Annotated in this window: 15 protein-coding genes; 4 read left to right on the top strand and 11 right to left on the bottom strand. The window is 70.7% G+C overall.

Annotated elements, in window-relative coordinates; genetic code table 11:
• Positions 1-66: 66 nt before the first annotated feature.
• The 3 genes from LCL61_RS30445 to LCL61_RS30455 form a co-directional block, all read right to left on the bottom strand.
• Positions 67-1,212, bottom strand: a complete 1,146-nt coding sequence (locus LCL61_RS30445; RefSeq protein ID WP_340682948.1) for a glycosyltransferase — start codon at positions 1,210-1,212, stop codon at positions 67-69.
• A gap of 101 nt (positions 1,213-1,313) precedes the next feature.
• Positions 1,314-2,486, bottom strand: coding sequence for a hypothetical protein (locus LCL61_RS30450; RefSeq protein ID WP_340682949.1), 1,173 nt, complete (start codon positions 2,484-2,486; stop codon positions 1,314-1,316).
• A gap of 583 nt (positions 2,487-3,069) precedes the next feature.
• Complete coding sequence (locus LCL61_RS30455; protein WP_340682950.1) at positions 3,070-3,975, bottom strand: LysR family transcriptional regulator; 906 nt, start codon at positions 3,973-3,975, stop codon at positions 3,070-3,072.
• Positions 3,976-4,046: 71 nt separating this feature from the next.
• Here LCL61_RS30455 and LCL61_RS30460 point away from each other — a divergent pair, with 71 nt between their 5' ends.
• The gene (locus LCL61_RS30460) at positions 4,047-5,036 is read left to right on the top strand and encodes a YeiH family protein (RefSeq protein WP_340682951.1); all 990 of its coding nucleotides are present in this window, start codon (positions 4,047-4,049) and stop codon (positions 5,034-5,036) included.
• Here LCL61_RS30460 and LCL61_RS30465 read toward each other — a convergent pair.
• Entirely contained in the window at positions 5,014-6,189 is a 1,176-nt protein-coding gene (locus LCL61_RS30465; protein ID WP_340682952.1) for an MFS transporter, read from the bottom strand. The genes LCL61_RS30460 and LCL61_RS30465 overlap by 23 nt on opposite strands.
• A 56-nt stretch (positions 6,190-6,245) precedes the next feature.
• The gene (locus LCL61_RS30470; RefSeq protein ID WP_340682953.1) at positions 6,246-7,142 is read right to left on the bottom strand and encodes a DMT family transporter; all 897 of its coding nucleotides are present in this window, start codon (positions 7,140-7,142) and stop codon (positions 6,246-6,248) included.
• Between LCL61_RS30470 and LCL61_RS30475 the strand changes: the two genes are divergently transcribed.
• Positions 7,141-8,565: a PLP-dependent aminotransferase family protein gene (locus tag LCL61_RS30475; RefSeq protein ID WP_340682954.1), complete on the top strand. Its 1,425-nt coding sequence runs from the start codon at positions 7,141-7,143 to the stop codon at positions 8,563-8,565. The two genes, LCL61_RS30470 and LCL61_RS30475, sit on opposite strands and share 2 nt — an antisense overlap.
• A 37-nt stretch (positions 8,566-8,602) precedes the next feature.
• On the top strand, positions 8,603-9,298 hold the full coding sequence (locus LCL61_RS30480) for a Crp/Fnr family transcriptional regulator (protein ID WP_340682955.1): 696 nt from the start codon (positions 8,603-8,605) through the stop codon (positions 9,296-9,298).
• On the opposite strand, the gene LCL61_RS30485 is transcribed toward LCL61_RS30480, so the two are convergent.
• The gene (locus LCL61_RS30485) at positions 9,270-9,830 is read right to left on the bottom strand and encodes a hypothetical protein (protein WP_340682956.1); all 561 of its coding nucleotides are present in this window, start codon (positions 9,828-9,830) and stop codon (positions 9,270-9,272) included. The genes LCL61_RS30480 and LCL61_RS30485 overlap by 29 nt on opposite strands.
• Before the next feature lie 341 nt (positions 9,831-10,171).
• Between LCL61_RS30485 and LCL61_RS30490 the strand changes: the two genes are divergently transcribed.
• Positions 10,172-11,692 carry a sialidase family protein gene (locus LCL61_RS30490; RefSeq protein WP_340688714.1) on the top strand — a complete coding sequence of 507 codons (1,521 nt, stop codon included), beginning with the start codon at positions 10,172-10,174 and terminating at the stop codon, positions 11,690-11,692.
• A gap of 56 nt (positions 11,693-11,748) precedes the next feature.
• Here LCL61_RS30490 and LCL61_RS30495 read toward each other — a convergent pair whose 3' ends face one another.
• The 5 genes from LCL61_RS30495 to LCL61_RS30515 form a co-directional block, all read right to left on the bottom strand.
• Positions 11,749-13,158 carry a DHA2 family efflux MFS transporter permease subunit gene (locus LCL61_RS30495; protein WP_340682957.1) on the bottom strand — a complete coding sequence of 470 codons (1,410 nt, stop codon included), beginning with the start codon at positions 13,156-13,158 and terminating at the stop codon, positions 11,749-11,751.
• 90 nt (positions 13,159-13,248) lie between these two features.
• Positions 13,249-13,716: a hypothetical protein gene (locus LCL61_RS30500; protein WP_340682958.1), complete on the bottom strand. Its 468-nt coding sequence runs from the start codon at positions 13,714-13,716 to the stop codon at positions 13,249-13,251.
• Positions 13,717-13,986: a DUF1905 domain-containing protein gene (locus LCL61_RS30505; RefSeq protein ID WP_340682959.1), complete on the bottom strand. Its 270-nt coding sequence runs from the start codon at positions 13,984-13,986 to the stop codon at positions 13,717-13,719.
• Between the two features lie 38 nt (positions 13,987-14,024).
• Complete coding sequence (locus LCL61_RS30510; protein WP_340688715.1) at positions 14,025-14,531, bottom strand: flavodoxin domain-containing protein; 507 nt, start codon at positions 14,529-14,531, stop codon at positions 14,025-14,027.
• A gap of 88 nt (positions 14,532-14,619) precedes the next feature.
• On the bottom strand, positions 14,620-15,828 hold the full coding sequence (locus LCL61_RS30515; protein ID WP_340682960.1) for a nitric oxide synthase oxygenase: 1,209 nt from the start codon (positions 15,826-15,828) through the stop codon (positions 14,620-14,622).
• Positions 15,829-16,114 lie beyond the last annotated feature (286 nt).

Genomic DNA, 16,114 nt, shown 5'->3' on the forward strand with positions numbered 1-16,114 from the left:
AAGGGGACCATGCCCGCGTCTGATGAGGTGAACGCCCTTCACCGCGTGCGACACGGAAAGTCCCCGTCAGCCGCTGAGCAGAGCCTCCAGATGGTCCGCCGCCGCGGCGGCCCCGCCCGCCGCACGGAACGAGGCACCCACCTTTTCGGCGGCCGACCGGTACCCCGGATCGTCCAGCACCCTGGTGACCGCGGCCGCGATCCGGTCCGGTTTCGCGCGGCCGAACCGCAGCCGGACACCGGCGCCCGCGTCGACGACCTGTCCGGCGACGATCGGCTGGTCGTCCCGGATCGGCGCGACCACGAGCGGCACCCCGTGCCACAGGCTTTCGCAGACGGTGTTGTACCCGCCGTGGCAGACGACGGCGTCCACGCGGGCCAGAACTGCCATCTGGGGCACGTGGGGCACCACGAGCACCGTGTCCCCCATCGGCCCCACAGCTCGGCCGGGGTCGGCGATGACGGTTCGGATCCCGTCGATCCGAGAGAGCCCCCGTGCCGCCGCGCGGAGGAAGTCACCCGCGGCGTCGGCGTTCGTGGTCCCGAGGGTGACGAACACGGTCGGCACCGCCGGGTCGAGCCGGTCCCAGGGGAAGTCGCAGGTGGGCGCGCGGCCGCCGATGGACGGCCCGACCAGCCGGACCTGGTGCGGCACCGTGGCCGGGCCGAGCAGTTCGCGGGTGGTGAAGGCGAGCACACCGTGCGGGGACATCCTCGGGTCGGCGGGGCCGCCGTCGATCCGCGAGCGCAAACCGTCGAGGAGTTCGTCGAGCCAGGCCGCCACCTTCGGCGTCCCGGCCAGACGGTCGACGAGCTCCGCGGACGTCGTCGCGGAGGTGATCCACGGCAGGCCGAGCCCGTCGGCGACGAGGCCGCCCGCGATGGCCTGCTGGTCGGCGACCACGACCTGCGGGCGGAACCGGCCGATCGCGGCGCGGACGCCGGGTGCCATCGCCTCGGCCAGCGGGATCAGGAACTCCTCCCACAGGAACCGGAACGCCGCCGGTCCCTTGAGACTCGCGTCGCGCTCGGGCAGGCGGCGCGGGACCGCGCACGGGAACACGTCGGCGCCGTCGCCGGCGAGCCGCCGGATGATCTCCGGCCGCCCCGCCCAGGCGACCTGGTGCCCGCGCGCGGTCAGGGCGGCCGCGACCCCGACCGCGGGGTTCACGTGCCCGGTCAGCGGCGGCGTGACGAAGAGGACTCTGCCCACTCAGGCCGCCGCGCCGTGGTTCTCGGCGATCCAGCCGATCACCTTGTCATTCGCGAGCCGGTTCTTCGCCTCGGCGAGCCCGGCCGCCACGGTTTCAGTGGTCATTCTTCGTTCTCCGTCCAAGCCACGACGTGATCCTCCGCCGGTGTGGTGATCGTGGTGTGCCACACCGGATACCGGGTACCGCTCACCGCGACGGTGAGCCGCCCGTCGTCCGCGCCGACGACGGTGAAAGCGCGCGGGCCGGTGCGGAGCCGTTTCGCGACGGCTTGCTTCGCGGCCCGGAATCTGGTGGACCACAAAGCTTCCGGCGCACCGAGCAGTGCTCGTTCCGCCTCGTTGAGGTCGGCGTCCGTGCGGTCTTCGACAGCCTCGACGTCGATACCGCACGGTCCTGGGCGGGCGATGGCGACGCGGCAGCGCGACGCCGAGGCCAGCGTGATGGCCAGCCGGGCGGTGATGCCCTTGGCCCCGCCGATCAGGAGGACGACCGAATCCCGGTCCAGCCCCAGCGCCTCGGCCTCGGCCGTCCCGTCACCCGCCGGACCGGCGCCCGTGCTGCCGAGGCTTTCCTCGGCCATCCGCAGACCGCGCCGCGCGCCGTCGCGGCGGACGACGACCGGCTCCCAGACCCCGGCGGACAACTCCGCGAGCAGGCTCTCCACCTGTTCGTCCACAGTAGACTTGGGATGCTGCTCGACCACCCGGGCGACCGTGTCCGGATACTCCCTGGCCACCGTCCGGAAGAAGCCGCGGGCACCGTCGGCGGGTCCGTTCGCGATGAGCCAGCGCGGCCCGCCCGCCAGAACCGCTTGATACAGCGCGAAGTCGTCGGGGAAGGACGGTGACAAATGGAACACGCCGTCCGCGCCGTGCCGCGGTACACCCTGGACCAGTTCGGTTTCGGCGCCGTACCCGGCGAGCCGGGCGGTGAGCATCTCGGCGGCCTGGCCTTCACCGACGACGGCGAAGCGCAGCCCGGCCAGCTCCTCGTCGACGGGGAGGGCGTCGGCGAGGTCGAACTCCCGCATCAGGTAGCGCTTCGGCGCCACCACGACCGCGTCCGGCTCCTCGGCGGGCAGTGCCGGTTCGGTGCCGCCGCCGGAGATCAGATCCGCCGGCGCCGCCGCGGTCCTTGCTTTGGCGAGCACCTCGGGATCGGTACCGAGGTAGCCGAGCAGGACGTCCCGTTGCGCGGCGATCATTTCGCGGCCGGTGCGGAGGAACTCCGAGATCAGCGCCTCGCCGCCGTCGGTGCCGGGCCGGGAAGTCACGATCGCCTCCGTGGGGAGTGGCTGTGCGGGGTGCAGGGGATCTCGCCGTCGGCGGTGCGGACGAAGTGCCCGTCGACGGTCCAGCCCGCCTTCGAACACGACCGTCCGATGTGGACGGAGATCGAGCACGGCCCCGACGAGCCGGGCACCAAGAATCGACCTACCCACAGGAAGCCTCCGACACACGGAAGAGTGACTTGGTTACCGGGCGTACTTAAACGCAGGCGAGGCTTCCCGTCAATACTCGACGGTAGGGTTTCCGGTCACAGGAACCGGATGGCGGAACGCCGACCTGCGAAACGCGAAGACCTTCGCGAAAATTTAGCGTTCCGAATAAATCGCAGACCGCTGAGCGGCTTGGTTTTCCCGCAGTGGCAAGGAAGAACGGTCAACGGCCGGGCGACCCAACAGCCGATACGCCATCCGGCCTGTTACCCGGAGTCCACCATTCCGCTTTCATCGGACCACCGGGAATAGTGGTCCGCACCTATTTCCGGAAATCGACGGTGATTCCCCCTATCGTCGGTAGCACGCCGATGACGGACTCGGTATCACGCGCGTTCACGAAGAAACATGAAAGGACTCAGCGGGTATTCGCATTCCGGACCGCGATGCTCAGCAGTTCCGCGGCCGGACCGGCGAGCCGCCGTCCGGCCGGCCACACCGCGCGCAGTTCCCGGCCGAAGTCGACGCCGTCCACCGCGACCGGGACGAGCCTGCGGTCGGCGACGTCCCGGGTGATGGCGAGTTCGCTGATCACCGCCGGTCCGGCGCCCGCGATCACGGCGTTGCGGACGGCGGAGGCGGAACCCAGTTCCAGCAACGGTTTCGCCGGTCCGACCCCGGCCTTGCGCAATGCCGCGTCCACGGTCTCCCTGGTCCCGGACCCCGGTTCGCGGACCACGAGCGGCGTGATCGCCAATTCGGCCGCCGTGAGGGGGCGGCGTTTGCGCGCCCACGGATGGCTCGCGGGTACGACGAGGACCAGCCGGTCGGTGGCCACCCGCCGGGACGAAAGGCCGGGCAGCGAACCGGGCGACTCGACGAACCCGAGATCGACCTTGCCTTCCCTGGCCATTTCGGCGGCCTGGTCCGAGTTGGTGACCTCCAGCCCGAGATACAGCCCGGGGTCGCCGCGTTTGAGTTCGCCGATCCAGCCGGGCACCAGGTACTCGGCCAGTGTCATGCTCGCGGCGACCCGCAGATGTGCCTCGTGCTGGGTGCGCAGCGCTTCGGCGCCGTCGAGCAGGCCGTCGAGTTCGGACAGCACGCGATGCGCCCAGCCCGCGATCACCCGGCCGTCGGGGGTGAGCGCGGAACCACGCCGCGTGCGGTCGACCAGCACCAGCCCCAGCCTCCGCTCAACTGTGGACAGTCGTTTGCTGGCCGACGGCTGTGCGATCCCGAGGCTGGCCGCGGCCTGTCCGATACTGCCGAGCTCGTCCACGAGCACCAGCAGGCGCAGGGAGTCCAGATCGGGAGTGGTCATAGCTCAAGTGTATGACCTACCCCTGGTATTCCCGGCTACCGAGGCCGGCCCGTCCGGGCGAGGCTCGAACCATGAGCACCACGCACGCGAGACCGACGAAGCCCTACCTGACCGCGTTCGCGATCACCGGCGCCGGAGTGGCCGCCGCGTACCTGGTCGGCACCGCTTTCCCGGTCATCAGCGCGCTCACCATCGCCGTCGTGCTCGGCATCGTCACCGGATCGCTGCCTTCGCTGTCCGACGGGACCCGGAAAGCCATCGCCGGAATCACCAAGAAGCTGCTCCGCGCCGGTGTCGTGCTGCTCGGTCTGCAACTCTCGCTCCCGGCCGTCCTGGCGCTGGGCCCCGGGACCCTGGTCGCCGTCGTGCTCACCGTCGGGATCACGTTTCTCGGCACGATCGGTCTCGGCAGGCTCCTCGGCGTGCCCCGCGGCCTGGGGATCCTGGTCGCGACCGGGTTCTCGATCTGCGGCGCGTCCGCCATCGCCGCCATGGAAGGCGTCGTGAAACGCGAGGACTCCGACGTCGCGACCGCGGTCGCCCTGGTCACCTTCTACGGCGGGCTCGCCATCGCCGCGGTCCCGCTGATCGGTGGCTGGCTGCGGCTCGACGCGGCCCGGATCGGCGAGTGGGCGGGCCTCAGCGTGCACGAAGTCGCGCAGGTCGTCGCCGCGGCCACCCCCGCCGGGAGCGCCGCCATCGCGGTCGCCATCGTGATCAAGCTCAGCCGGGTGGTCCTGCTGGCCCCGATGGTCGCCGCGGTCGGCGTGCACGAGCGGCACCGGCCCGTCGACGGCAAGCGGCCGCCGCTGGTCCCGCTGTTCGTTCTCGGCTTCCTGGCCATGGCCGCCCTGCGCAGCACCGGGATCGTGCCGGGTGTCGTGCTCGACGTCGCCAAGGTCGCCTGCACCCTGCTGCTGGCCGGGGCGCTGTTCGGGCTGGGCTGCGCGGTGCGGATCGGCAAACTCGTCCGCACCGGGGGCCGAGCCCTGCTGCTCGGCCTGCTCTCGACCCTGCTGGTCGGGACCACCGCGCTGGTCACACTGGCCGTGCTCGGCTGAGGACGGCGGCCGCGAGCAGCGCGACCACGCCTCCGGTGACCATCACGGCCGGGACGGAGACCGCGTCGACGACCAGCCCGCCGAGCAGCGCGCCCGCCGAAAGGGTCGCTTGGAACGACGAGGTGAACAGCACCGACGCCGCTTCGGGCGTGTGCGGTGCCGCCCTCCCGAACCACGTTCCCGAGCAGACCGGGACGGCACCGTAGGCGAAACCCCAGAGCACCAGCAGCGCGAGCGCGCCCGCTTTCGTGTCGCCGATGAACGGCAACGCGCAGGTCACGACGCCTATCGAGACCGCCGCGGCGAGGAAGGTCAGCCGGAGATCGCGGGCGATCGCCGCGCCGGCCACGAAATTGCCGGCGATCCCGGCGGTGCCGTAGACGAACAGGAAGACGGTGAGCAGCTCCGGGCTCACGTGCGTCACCTGGCGCAGGAGCGGCGTGACGTAGGTGTAGGTCCCGAAGTGGGCGAGCACGGTCAGCACCGTGACGAGCAGGCCGAGCCGGGTCGCGCGCTCGCGGGTCATCCCCCGCAGGACGCCGAGCCGGGTCGCGTCCACCGACGGCAGTGGAGGCAACGCCAGCGCCAGCGCGGCGAGGACGCCGATCGTGAAGACCGCCATCACCGCGAAAGCCGCTCGCCAGCCGAAAAGTTCGCCGAGGAACGTTCCCGCCGGAACGCCGAGAACCGAGCCGAGCGGGACGGCGGAGAAGATCACCGCGGTCGCCCTGCCCGCGCGCCCGGGGCCGATGAGCCGTGCGGCGAGACCGGAACCGATCGCCCAGAAAGCGCCGATCACCAGCCCGACCAGGACTCGCGACAGCAGCATCGCCCAGTAGGCCTGCGCGGTCGCCGCGAGGACGTCGGCCAAGGCCAGGACCACCATCAGCGCGCACAGCAGGATCCGGCGGTCGAGCCGTCCGGCGGCGACGGTGACGGCCGGGGCCGCGAGCGCGGCGAGGAAACCGGGCAGGGTCATGGTCAGGCCCGCCGTCCCCGGGGTGATCCGGAAGTCCTCGCCGATCGGGGTCAGGAGGCCGATCGGCAGGATCTCCGTGGTGACGAGGGAAAAGATCCCGAGCGTCACCGCGAGGACGGCGAGCCATCCCTTCAGCGGGGTCCGCGCGGAGGTGTCGAGGGTCGAAGCGGTCATGTGCTTCAGCCCATCACCACGCGGGCACCGCGGTCTGGCGGATTCGCGACGTTGATCTAGGTCCGCGACCGCTGGGTCACGACGATGCAGGCGACGACGATCAGCGCGGTCACCGGCGCGGCGGCCGGGAGGTGCTCGCCGAGCAGCAGGACCGCCCAGACCAGGGTCAGCAGCGGCTGGGCGAGCTGCAACTGGCTCGCCCGCGCGACACCGATCTCGGCCATTCCCCGGTACCAGGCGAAAAACCCGCCGAACTGCGAAATGAGCGCGATGTACAGCAGGCCGACGATGCCCTCGCCGGTGACGTGCGGCGGTTCGGTCGCGAGTCCGAAGACGGCGAACGCGCCGGTGACCGGCAACGCCATCACCAGCGCCCACGCGATCACGTGCCAGCCCGCCATCTCCCTGGCCAGCCTGCCGCCCTCGGCGTACCCGAACGCGCACAGCACGAGCGCGCCGAACAGGAACAGGTCCGCTGTGGACAGTCCGCCGCCGCTCTGCGCGACGGTGAACACGACGACCGCGCTCGCACCGACCGCCGCGGCGAGCCAGAACCGGCGGGACGGCCGGTTCCCGGTCAGCTTCGAGGAGATGACGGCGGTGGCCAGCGGCAGCAGCCCGATCACCACCGCGGAATGCGCGGTCGACGACGTCTTCAGCGCGAGCGTGGTGAGGATCGGGAACGCGAGGACACAACCGAGGGAGACCACGGCCAGGCCCCGCCACTGGTCGCGCCTCGGCAGCGGGACCCGGAAGACACGAAGACAAGTGCCGGCGACCAGCGCGGCCAGGACGCTTCGCAGCCCGGTGGCGGTCCACGGGTCGAAACCCTTGAGCGCCCATACGGTGGCGGGGAACGTGAACGAGAAGGCGAGGACACCCAGCGCCGCCAGCACGGTCCCGGAGCGGACCGCTACTGCCCGATCCGCGATAGCGCTATCATCCAGTCTCATGTCCGATGGTAGCAGCGTCACCAGCCTGGTCACACAGCTGAGGTCCGGCCTGGAGCGCTATCCGGTCGATGGAAAGCTCCCGTCCAGCCGGGAGCTGGTCCGGCAGCTGAAGGTGAGCCCGGTGACGGTGTCGCGGGCCATCGCCGCGCTGGCCGCCGAAGGACTGGTGATCACCCGACCCGGCGCCGGCGTCTTCCGGGCCCCGCCGCCCCGCGAACGGGCGGTGACCGGTGACGTGTCATGGCAGGAGGTGGCGCTGAGTTCCCAGTCCGGCACCCGCGCGATCGACGCGACCGGCGTGCTCACCGCGCTGAGCGACCCGCCGTCGGGCGTCATCGACCTCAACGGCGGCTACACGCATCCCAGCCTCCAGCCGGAACGCGAACTCGCGGCGGCGTCGGCCCGCGCCGGACGCCGCCCCGGCGCGTGGACACGGCCGCCGATCTGCGGCCTGCCCGAACTGCGGGCCTGGTTCGCCCGCGACATCGGCAGCCCGGTGAACGTCGAGAACGTGCTGATCACCTCGGGCGGGCAGAGCGCGCTGACCACGGCGTTGCGCGCGCTCGGTGCTCCCGGCGCGCCGGTACTGGTGGAATCCCCGACGTACCCGGGGATGCTCGCCATCGCGCGGGCGTCGGGGCTGCGGCCGGTCCCGGTGCCGATCGACCGCGACGGCGTCCGGCCCGGACTGCTCGCGGACGCCTTCCGCGACACGGGCGCCCGGTTGTTCGTCTGCCAGCCCGCGTTCCAGAACCCGACCGGCGCGGTGCTGTGCGCCGAACGCCGGGCCGAGGTCCTGCGGATCGCCCGTGACGCGGGCGCTTTCGTCATCGAGGACGATTTCGCCCGCCTGATGGCGCATCCCGGCAGCCCGGCTCCCCCGCCGCCGCTCGTGGCCGACGACCCCGACGGCGTCGTGGTGCACATCCGCTCGCTCACGAAACCGGCGTCACCGAGCCTGCGGATCAGCGCGCTGGCCGCGCGTGGCCCGGCGCTGGAACGCCTGCGCGGACTTCACGCCGTCGAAAGCTTCTTCGTGCCGCGTCCGCTGCAGGAGACCGCGCTCGAACTGGTGAGTTCTCCCGCCTGGGGCCGCCACCTGCGAAGCCTCGCGGCCTCGTTGCGGGAACGCCGCGACGTCGCCGTCTCGGCACTGCGGGAGTTCCTGCCCACCTGGGCCGCCGTCACGGTCCCGACCGGGGGTTATCACCTGTGGCAGCCGCTGCCCGGCTTCGTCGACGAAGTAGCGCTGACCAGCGCCGCTTTCCGCGCCGGAGTAGCGGTCACCCCCGGCAGGATGTACTTCGCGGCCGAGGCACCGGGGCCCTATCTGCGCCTGAGCTACGTCAGCGCCGCGACCGGCGCGCAGCTGCGGGACGGCGTCCAGCGCCTTTCCCAGGCGTACCAGGAGATCCCCGGCTGACGTCTCGTACGATCGCGCACGGAGGCGACGAAAAGGCATGACACAGTCGGCAGCGGCGCACGATCCACCTGGCAGGCTCTGGGAGCTGCTCGACGACGGCCAGCGCAAGGCGCTGCGTGCCGAGGCCGAACTGCGCCGGTACCCGGCGGGCACGGTGATCATCCGCGAGGGCGACCGGTCGGACTGGGTGCTGATCCTGATGACCGGGCGGGTCAAGATCACCTCGGTGTCCACCGGCGGTTACGACGCCGTGCTGGCCGTCCGCGATCCGGGCGACATCATCGGCGAGATGGCGTCGATGGACGGCAGCCTGCGCTCGGCCACGGCGATCGCCGTCGAGCCGGTGACCGGCCTGTGGCTGTCCTCGCGCGCGTTCAACGCCGTGCTCCGCGAGCATCCCGGCATCTCGGTGGTCCTGCTCCGGATCATCACCTCCCGCCTGCGCTACGCCAACTCGCGCCGCACCGAATTCGGGGACAGCACCGCCGCCGAACGGATCGCCGCGATCCTCGTCGACCTCGCCGAGCGGTACGGCGTGCCCGTCGCCGACGGCACCCTGATCGCCCTGCGGATCAGCCAGCGCGACCTGGCCGGGCTCGCGTCCGCGTCGCGGGAAGCCGTCGCGCGGACCCTGCGGACCCTGCGCGCCGACGGGTTGCTCAGCACCGGCCGTCAGCGGCTGGTCGTGCGGAGCGTGGACGATCTCAGACAGCTGGCACCCGACGACCGCTGAGCCGCCACGGCAGGCCGAAGTGCCGTTCCACGCGCGCTCCGGTCGCCAGGAACAGTTTCCGCACGCGTGGCTCGTCCTCCGGATCGAAGTCCGGCGTGGTCTCGATCAGCGTCGCGAGTTCGCGGACGAGCCCGGCCGCGGACTTCCCCGGCACGAGCAGCACCCGCACCGGCGCGAGGCTCCGCACGGCCGGGGGCGGCGCGACGAGGTCGACCCGCGCACGGGCCAGGCCGGTCAGCCTCAGCAGCCGGAGAACGGCGCCCGCCACCGCCCAGGCCACCAGTTCCGCCACGAGGACCGGCGACAGGATCAGCGCCAGCCCGGCAGCCTGCCCGACGGCGATCCCCAGCATCAACCAGTCCTCGAAGCCCAGGCGTTCTTCCTCCGCGGACCTGCCGCGGTGCCGGGTGAACGACACTTCCCGGTAGCGCTCGCTTTCGGTGACGATCGCGAGCGGGCGGATCCGGCGCAGCCAGGGCGCGAACCGGCGCACGATCAGCCATTCCCCGCCTTCGGCATCGGTCACTCGCATCGCGTTCCCCCTCATCGGTGTGCAGCTCTCCGACGAAACAGCCGCCGATGCCGTTCCCCCGGGCCGGCAACCGCCGGTGGGTCCCGCCAACGGCCGGACCCACCGGCGCCACGACGCGAACCGGTGATCGACCGCCCCTCACCCTCTCCGGATCGATCACCGTCATCGGCCCTCCCTTCCGATCTCACGCCGTGTCCGACGGGAACGAGCTTGGCAGTCATCGTCCCGTCGTTCTGCGTCACCTGACACAAAGCGCGAAACCGGGTTGTACGCGTCTTGTACGAGCCGGAAGGACTCTGATGCCCCGTCACCTGAACCGCATCCAGGACGGAGTCACTCCCGTGAAGATCTCCCGCGTCGCACAGGGCCTGTTCGCGGCCCTCGTCGCCACCGCGGCGGTCGGCGCAACCCCGGCCACCTCTCTCGCCGCGCCGGCCACCGGCGACCAGTTCTCGACCGCCGCGGTCGGGAACACGTTGGTGTACAAACAGAAAACAGAAGGTTACGACTGCTTCAGAATCCCCGCTATCGTCAAGGCGAACAACGGCGAACTGCTCGCGTTCGCCGAAGGCCGCAACGGCGGAGCCAGCTTCTGCAACGACAGCGGCGACATCGATCTCGTCGTGAAACGCTCCACCGACAACGGCAGGACCTGGAGCGCCCCGAAAATCGTCATCGAAGGTTTCGGTGACACCAAAGGAAACCCGACACCGATCGTGATCCCGTCCACCGGGCGGATCGTGCTGCTCTCGGTGATGGAATGCGTCAAGAACCCCGACTGCAACCGGATTCCGCGCGTCTCGATCAGCGACGACCACGGCAAGACGTGGACCGCGCCCAAGGTGCTCACCACGCAGCTCGGGTTCAGCACCGCGCCCGGCTGGCTCGCGACCGGGCCGTCGCATGGCATCGTACTGACCCGCGGCGCGCACGCCGGCCGGATCGTCGCCGGAATGAGTTACACCTTCGACGGCAAGAACAGCGGCGCGCTCATCTACAGCGACGACCAGGGCGTCACCTGGAAGCGCGGCGCCACCGACACCCCGGCGTCGACGGCCGGGCTGAACCCGCAGGAGATCAGCGTCACCGAGCTGCTCGACGGCCGGGTCTACGCCGCGGCGCGCAACCAGGCCAACAACGACAACAAGTGCCTCAGCGGTGGCGCCAAGAACCGCGCCTACGCCATCAGCTCCGACGGCGGGGCGAGCTTCTCGACCAAGTTCACCTTCGAAGAGGACCTGATCACCCCGGTGGTGCAGGCCTCGACCGCGCGGATGACCGCCACCGACAAGGCGGGCAAGTACAACCGGATCCTGTTCGCCGCGCCGTCGGTCTGCGACCGCCGCAAGGAACTCGTCGTGCGGTCGTCGTTCGACGAGGGCGCGAACTGGCAGGGCAACTCCGCCGGAACGCTGGTGTGGAGCGGTGACGCCGCGTATTCCGACATGGTGCAGCTGTCCTCGGGTTCGGTCGGCGTGCTGTACGAGGCGGGCCCGGCGGGGAACGCCAACGAGACCATCCGCTTCTCGACCGTCACCGAGACGACCCTCGGCGCCCCGGTGTGCGGCGGCGGATACGGCGTGATCGACTCGGCGCCGCTGGGGACGGCAGGAACGGTTTACCTGTCCTACAACGCTTCCAACGGGCAGAACTGTGTCAGCACGATGAAGAGCGAGTCCGCGGGCACCGCGACCGCGACGTCGGCCTACCTCGAGGTGGCGGGGGCGTCCCGGATCACCGACTCCGGGTCGTTCTCGTGGTTCGCCGGTCCGGTGCGGGCGGCCGCCGCGGGCAAATGCGTGAAGTGGGGCGGTTCCGCGGGCGGGACGTCGTACAACAGCCCGTCGGAACACTGCGGCTGACCCCTGGGTCTCATGAGTGGTAAGGACGGTTCTGACCGTCCTTACCACTCACGAGGTCACCTGCGGCGTGTCACCCACCAGAGCCGCGCTCCCAGCACCGCCGCGACCGCGGCCGCGGCGGTGAGCCACCAGAACGTCGCCCGGAACGCCGCGTCCGCGCCCGCGGGCAGCAGGTTGGCCAGGACGACGGCGAACAGGGCCGTCCCGGCGGCTCCCCCGACCCGGCTGACGATGTTGATCTGCGCGGCCGCGTCGGGCAACTGATCCTTGGTGACGGCCGCATATCCGGCCGTCGTCGCGGGCATCAGCAGGAACGCGACGGCGATTCCCCTGGCCAGCAACAGGATCTGCACGACAAGGCCGTCCGGCGGGAAACCGCCGATGGCGAAGGGGACGGTGGTGGCGAGCGTCGCGACACTTCCCCAGGCGGCGACCAGGCCCGCGCCGTAGCGGTCGGTGAGCGCACCGGAGATCGGCAGCGCGATCGCCGAGCCGACCCCGAGCCCCATCAGCAGCAGCCCCGTCTCGACGACCCCGCTCCCGCCCAGCACCTGGAAGTACAGCGGCAGCAGGAAAAGCGCGCCGAACAACGCCGGTGCGGCGAAGAAGGACAGAGCGACCGCCGCGGTGTAGACGCGGCTCCGGAACAACGTCAGGTCCAGTACCGGGTTCGCCCGGCCCCACGAACGCCGGACGAACAGCGCCAGCAGCACGAACCCCGCCACGAGCGGCAGCAGCACTCCGGCGCCGAATTCTTCGCCGCCTTCGCCCCAGGTGGTGAGGCCGTACAGCAGTGCCGGGATTCCCGCGCTCACCAGGACGAAGCCGAGCCAGTCGGGCCGGGTCGCCGCGCCCTTCTCGCCGCGAGGCACCAGCTTCAGCCCGAGCGTCAACGCGATCACACCGACCGGGATGTTGATCAGGAACAGCCACTCCCACGAGAGACCGCGCAGCAGGACACCGCCGAGGACCGGACCGAACGTCGGGCCGACGCTCATCACGATGCCCAGCGTCCCCATGACACGGCCGAGCCGGGCGGGCCCGACCGCTTGGCCGAGCACCGTTTGCCCGGCGGGCAGGAGCAGTCCGGCGGCGAGGCCCTGCAGCACCCGCAGCCCGATCAGCCAGCCGATGTTCCCGGCAAGCGCGCACAGCACCGAAGCGACGGTGAACGCCGCCAGCGAAGCCAGCCAGACCCTGCCCGCGCCGAAGCGGCGGCTGAGCCAGCCGCACAACGGCAGCGCGACCGCCAGCGCGACCAGGTACGCGGTGAAAACCCATTGCACGGAGGCGATTCCGGCGCCGAGTTCACGGGTGAGTGTCTCTGCCCCCACCGCGAGGACCGTGGTGTCCAGCATGGTCATGAACGCGCCGAGCACGATCACCCAGGCCATCCGCCAGGCCTCGGCCGGAACCTTGTCCGGCGGCGGAACCGCTTTCGCCCGCCGTTCCAGCGAAACAGCCATCGGAGTGTTCTCCTCACGTGCCCCAGGGATCTTGACCTGGCCCACGCTAAGACCTCGACTTAACTCAAGGTCAAGCGAAGAACGCTTCGATCACTTCGGCGGACGCTGCCGAGGGGAGAGCTTGGTGAGCGCCAACTTCTCCAGCCGGCTCGAGATCTCCGCGATGCCGGCGTCGAACCGGTCCAGGTCCACGCCCTTGGCGGCCAGCTCCTCGCGAACGTGCTTCTCGACCTTCGCCCAGTCGTTGCGGTACTCGGTGGCGAGTTCCTTCCACGGCACACCGGCCAGCCCGGCGGTGAGGCCGCTGTCGTAGGCGAGCACGCCGCGCTCCATCAGGTACGCGATGCCCGGGTACCCGAGATAGCCCTGCCAGTAGGACCCGTTGTCGTTGGCCGTGATCGACCCCGCCGCCGGATCATGGCGGACGTCGTACGTCTTCGCCTTGTCCGACGACGCGACCCGCGCGGTGTCGCCGTCGATCTCGACCCGCCCGTCGGCGACCGCGCCGAGTGCCTCGTAGATCTTGATGACCGGGGACGGCTTCCAGTCCGCGGCCACTCAGCCCTCCAGCCGTTCGAGCAGGACGACCTCCACCGTGTCACCCTCCTCCTTGCCGATCGCCTTGCGCACATCGGCCTTCACCGGGAGCTTGTGGGTGCCGTCGCCCAGCGCCATGAACGAGCTCCGGAACGGATGCCCGTCGATGGTGCCGCGGACCTTCACCAGCCCCTTGGTGCCGAAGAACTCGGCGGAGCCGGGCATGACCACGTACGTCCAGCCGCCCTTCTCCGGGCTCTTGACCAGCGTCGCGGTGAACCGTTTGTCCATGGGGGCACCATACGGCAGGGCACCGACGAAACGGTCTTTCACAGTGCGACACGGATGCGCACCCGGCGGCCGACGTCACGGGCCCACGCCCGGATCGACGGCCAGTCCCGGAAGTCGCCCGCCCACGGGCCCGCGGCCATGATCTTCCAGAACAGGCCGCTCGCGGTGGCCGGGGTGAGCCTGCCGCCGAAGGTGGCCGTCCGCTCGGCGTCGATCCTCGCGGCCAGCACGGCGACCCCCGCCGGCAGGCTCACCCGTTTGCCCGCGGCGCGCGGCCCGCACGGCCCGCTGTGGAACAGCCAGACCGGCCGGTTCCGGAGCGCCTCTTCGTGCTCGGTGAGCAGGCGCACCGCCTCCGGGCGCCAGCGCCGGTGGTACAGCGCGCTCCCGACGATCACCGCGCCGTACGGCTCGACGTCCTTGACTTCGGCCGCGTTCAGCAGCTCGGCCGTCAGACCGCTTTCGCGCAGTTCGGCGGCGATCACCTCGGCGATCTCCCTTGTCCCGCCGGACTTGCCGGCGTGGGCGACGAGCACTGCGGTCATGCCGCCATTGTCCGCGCGGCCGCCTGCCGTGCCACCGTCCAGCCCATCGACACGCCGCATTCGGCTCACCTCTTCACCCGTCGGAGCGCTACCCGGGAGGCAGGAACGCCGGTCTCGCCGCCGGATCGGGTTCGTCGTAGTAGCGATGGAACACGGCGGTCTGCCCGCCGGACAGTGGCGGGACTATCCAGCTCCACTCGGCCTGGCAACGGCGTCCCGCGCGCTCCTCCTTGGCGATATGCGTGAGGAACCGCCGCGATTCGGTGTGATGGTCGGCGACGGTCACGCCCGCCGCGTCGAAGGAGTGCTGGACGGCCAGCGTCAGCTCGACGAGCGCGCGGTCGCGCCACAGGGTGCGTTCCGACTTCGTCGACAGGCCCATCAGGTCCGCGATCACCGGCAGCAGGTCGTAGCGGTCGGTGTCGGCCAGGTTACGCGCTCCGATCTCGGTGGCGAGATACCAGCCGTTGAACGGTGCCGCCGGGTAGGTGATCCCGCCGATGACCAGCCGCATGTCGCTGATCGCCGGTACCGCGTGCCAGCGCAGCCCGAGCCCGGCGAACCAGCGGTGGTCGGGATGCGACAGCGGGACCTCCAGCACGGCGTCCTGCGGCAGCCGGAACAGCCGCCGCTCCCCCGGCACGGACTCGATGAGCAGCGGAAGGACGTCGAACGACCCCTTGCGCTCGGGCGGGCACCAGCCGTGCTCCCGGACGGTCTCGGTGAAGCCGGCGTAGCGCGGATCGCCCAGCACCGAGCCGTCGCTCAGCCGGTAGCCGGCGTACCGGACGAGCTGGTCGTTGTGGATCTTCGGACCGGGCCCCTCGGGACCGTCCGGCGCGAACACGGTGATGGTCGGGCGGATCCGGCCGCCCCGGGTCGCCTCCCGCAAATGGGTGACGCATTCCTCGGCGACTGCGGCGGCTCCGACGACGTCGCGCCGATCCCGCACCCTCAGCCCCTGCCAGTACAGCCTGCCGATGCACCGGGCGGAATTCCGCCAGGCCACCCGCGCGCCGAACTCGACCTCGGCCGTCGTGTGGCGGTACGTGCCGGTCGCGGCGATCTCGGCGCGGACCCGGTCGAGCCGCTCGCGGAGCCGCGTGGGCCCGCCGTCCGTTTCGGCGTGGAAGAGCTGGAGGAAGTCCTCCGCCTCGGCCACGTCCACGCTCCGTTCCCGCGGCGCCGCCTCCGGAGGCAAGCGAGGGATATCCGTCACCCGCATCGAGGCCGTCGCCACCTCCGCTTCCCGCTCTCCGAATTCGACGCCGGCACCGGCGGCGGGAACGATCACCATTCCTCCTGCACTCGGAAATGCCCGGAGGGATCATGCCTGATCGGCAAGATGGCCAGGTCCGGACCAGACGAAAGACGATACCCCACGGAAAGACGACCACGATCCTCCAAATGGCAGAAGCTTCGCCCGCGAGGATATTTCAGCAGGTGGAAAGCTTGCGGACGACAATATTTGGAATTGCGTACGACTTCGCTGGATATTCACCGAATTGCACCGCGTGAAACGATCACCTCCGGCCAAGATCACTTACGATCGTCGCTAATCACTCTTTCGAGCGTATTCGACA

Source organism: Amycolatopsis coloradensis (assembly GCF_037997115.1).
Taxonomy (GTDB): Bacteria; Actinomycetota; Actinomycetes; order Mycobacteriales; family Pseudonocardiaceae; genus Amycolatopsis; species Amycolatopsis coloradensis_A.

Excerpts from the sequence above, each read along its gene's own strand:
- LCL61_RS30455 (WP_340682950.1), bottom strand. The coding sequence starts at position 3,975 with ATGACCACTCCCGATCTGGACTCCCTGCGCCTGCTGGTGCTCGTGGAC.
- LCL61_RS30460 (WP_340682951.1), top strand. The coding sequence starts at position 4,047 with ATGAGCACCACGCACGCGAGACCGACGAAGCCCTACCTGACCGCGTTC.
- LCL61_RS30465 (WP_340682952.1), bottom strand. The coding sequence starts at position 6,189 with ATGACCGCTTCGACCCTCGACACCTCCGCGCGGACCCCGCTGAAGGGA.
- LCL61_RS30475 (WP_340682954.1), top strand. The coding sequence starts at position 7,141 with ATGTCCGATGGTAGCAGCGTCACCAGCCTGGTCACACAGCTGAGGTCC.
- LCL61_RS30470 (WP_340682953.1), bottom strand. The coding sequence starts at position 7,142 with ATGAGACTGGATGATAGCGCTATCGCGGATCGGGCAGTAGCGGTCCGC.
- LCL61_RS30480 (WP_340682955.1), top strand. The coding sequence starts at position 8,603 with ATGACACAGTCGGCAGCGGCGCACGATCCACCTGGCAGGCTCTGGGAG.
- LCL61_RS30485 (WP_340682956.1), bottom strand. The coding sequence starts at position 9,830 with ATGCGAGTGACCGATGCCGAAGGCGGGGAATGGCTGATCGTGCGCCGG.
- LCL61_RS30495 (WP_340682957.1), bottom strand. The coding sequence starts at position 13,158 with ATGGCTGTTTCGCTGGAACGGCGGGCGAAAGCGGTTCCGCCGCCGGAC.
- LCL61_RS30505 (WP_340682959.1), bottom strand. The coding sequence starts at position 13,986 with ATGGACAAACGGTTCACCGCGACGCTGGTCAAGAGCCCGGAGAAGGGC.
- LCL61_RS30510 (WP_340688715.1), bottom strand. The coding sequence starts at position 14,531 with ATGACCGCAGTGCTCGTCGCCCACGCCGGCAAGTCCGGCGGGACAAGG.
- LCL61_RS30515 (WP_340682960.1), bottom strand. The coding sequence starts at position 15,828 with ATGGTGATCGTTCCCGCCGCCGGTGCCGGCGTCGAATTCGGAGAGCGG.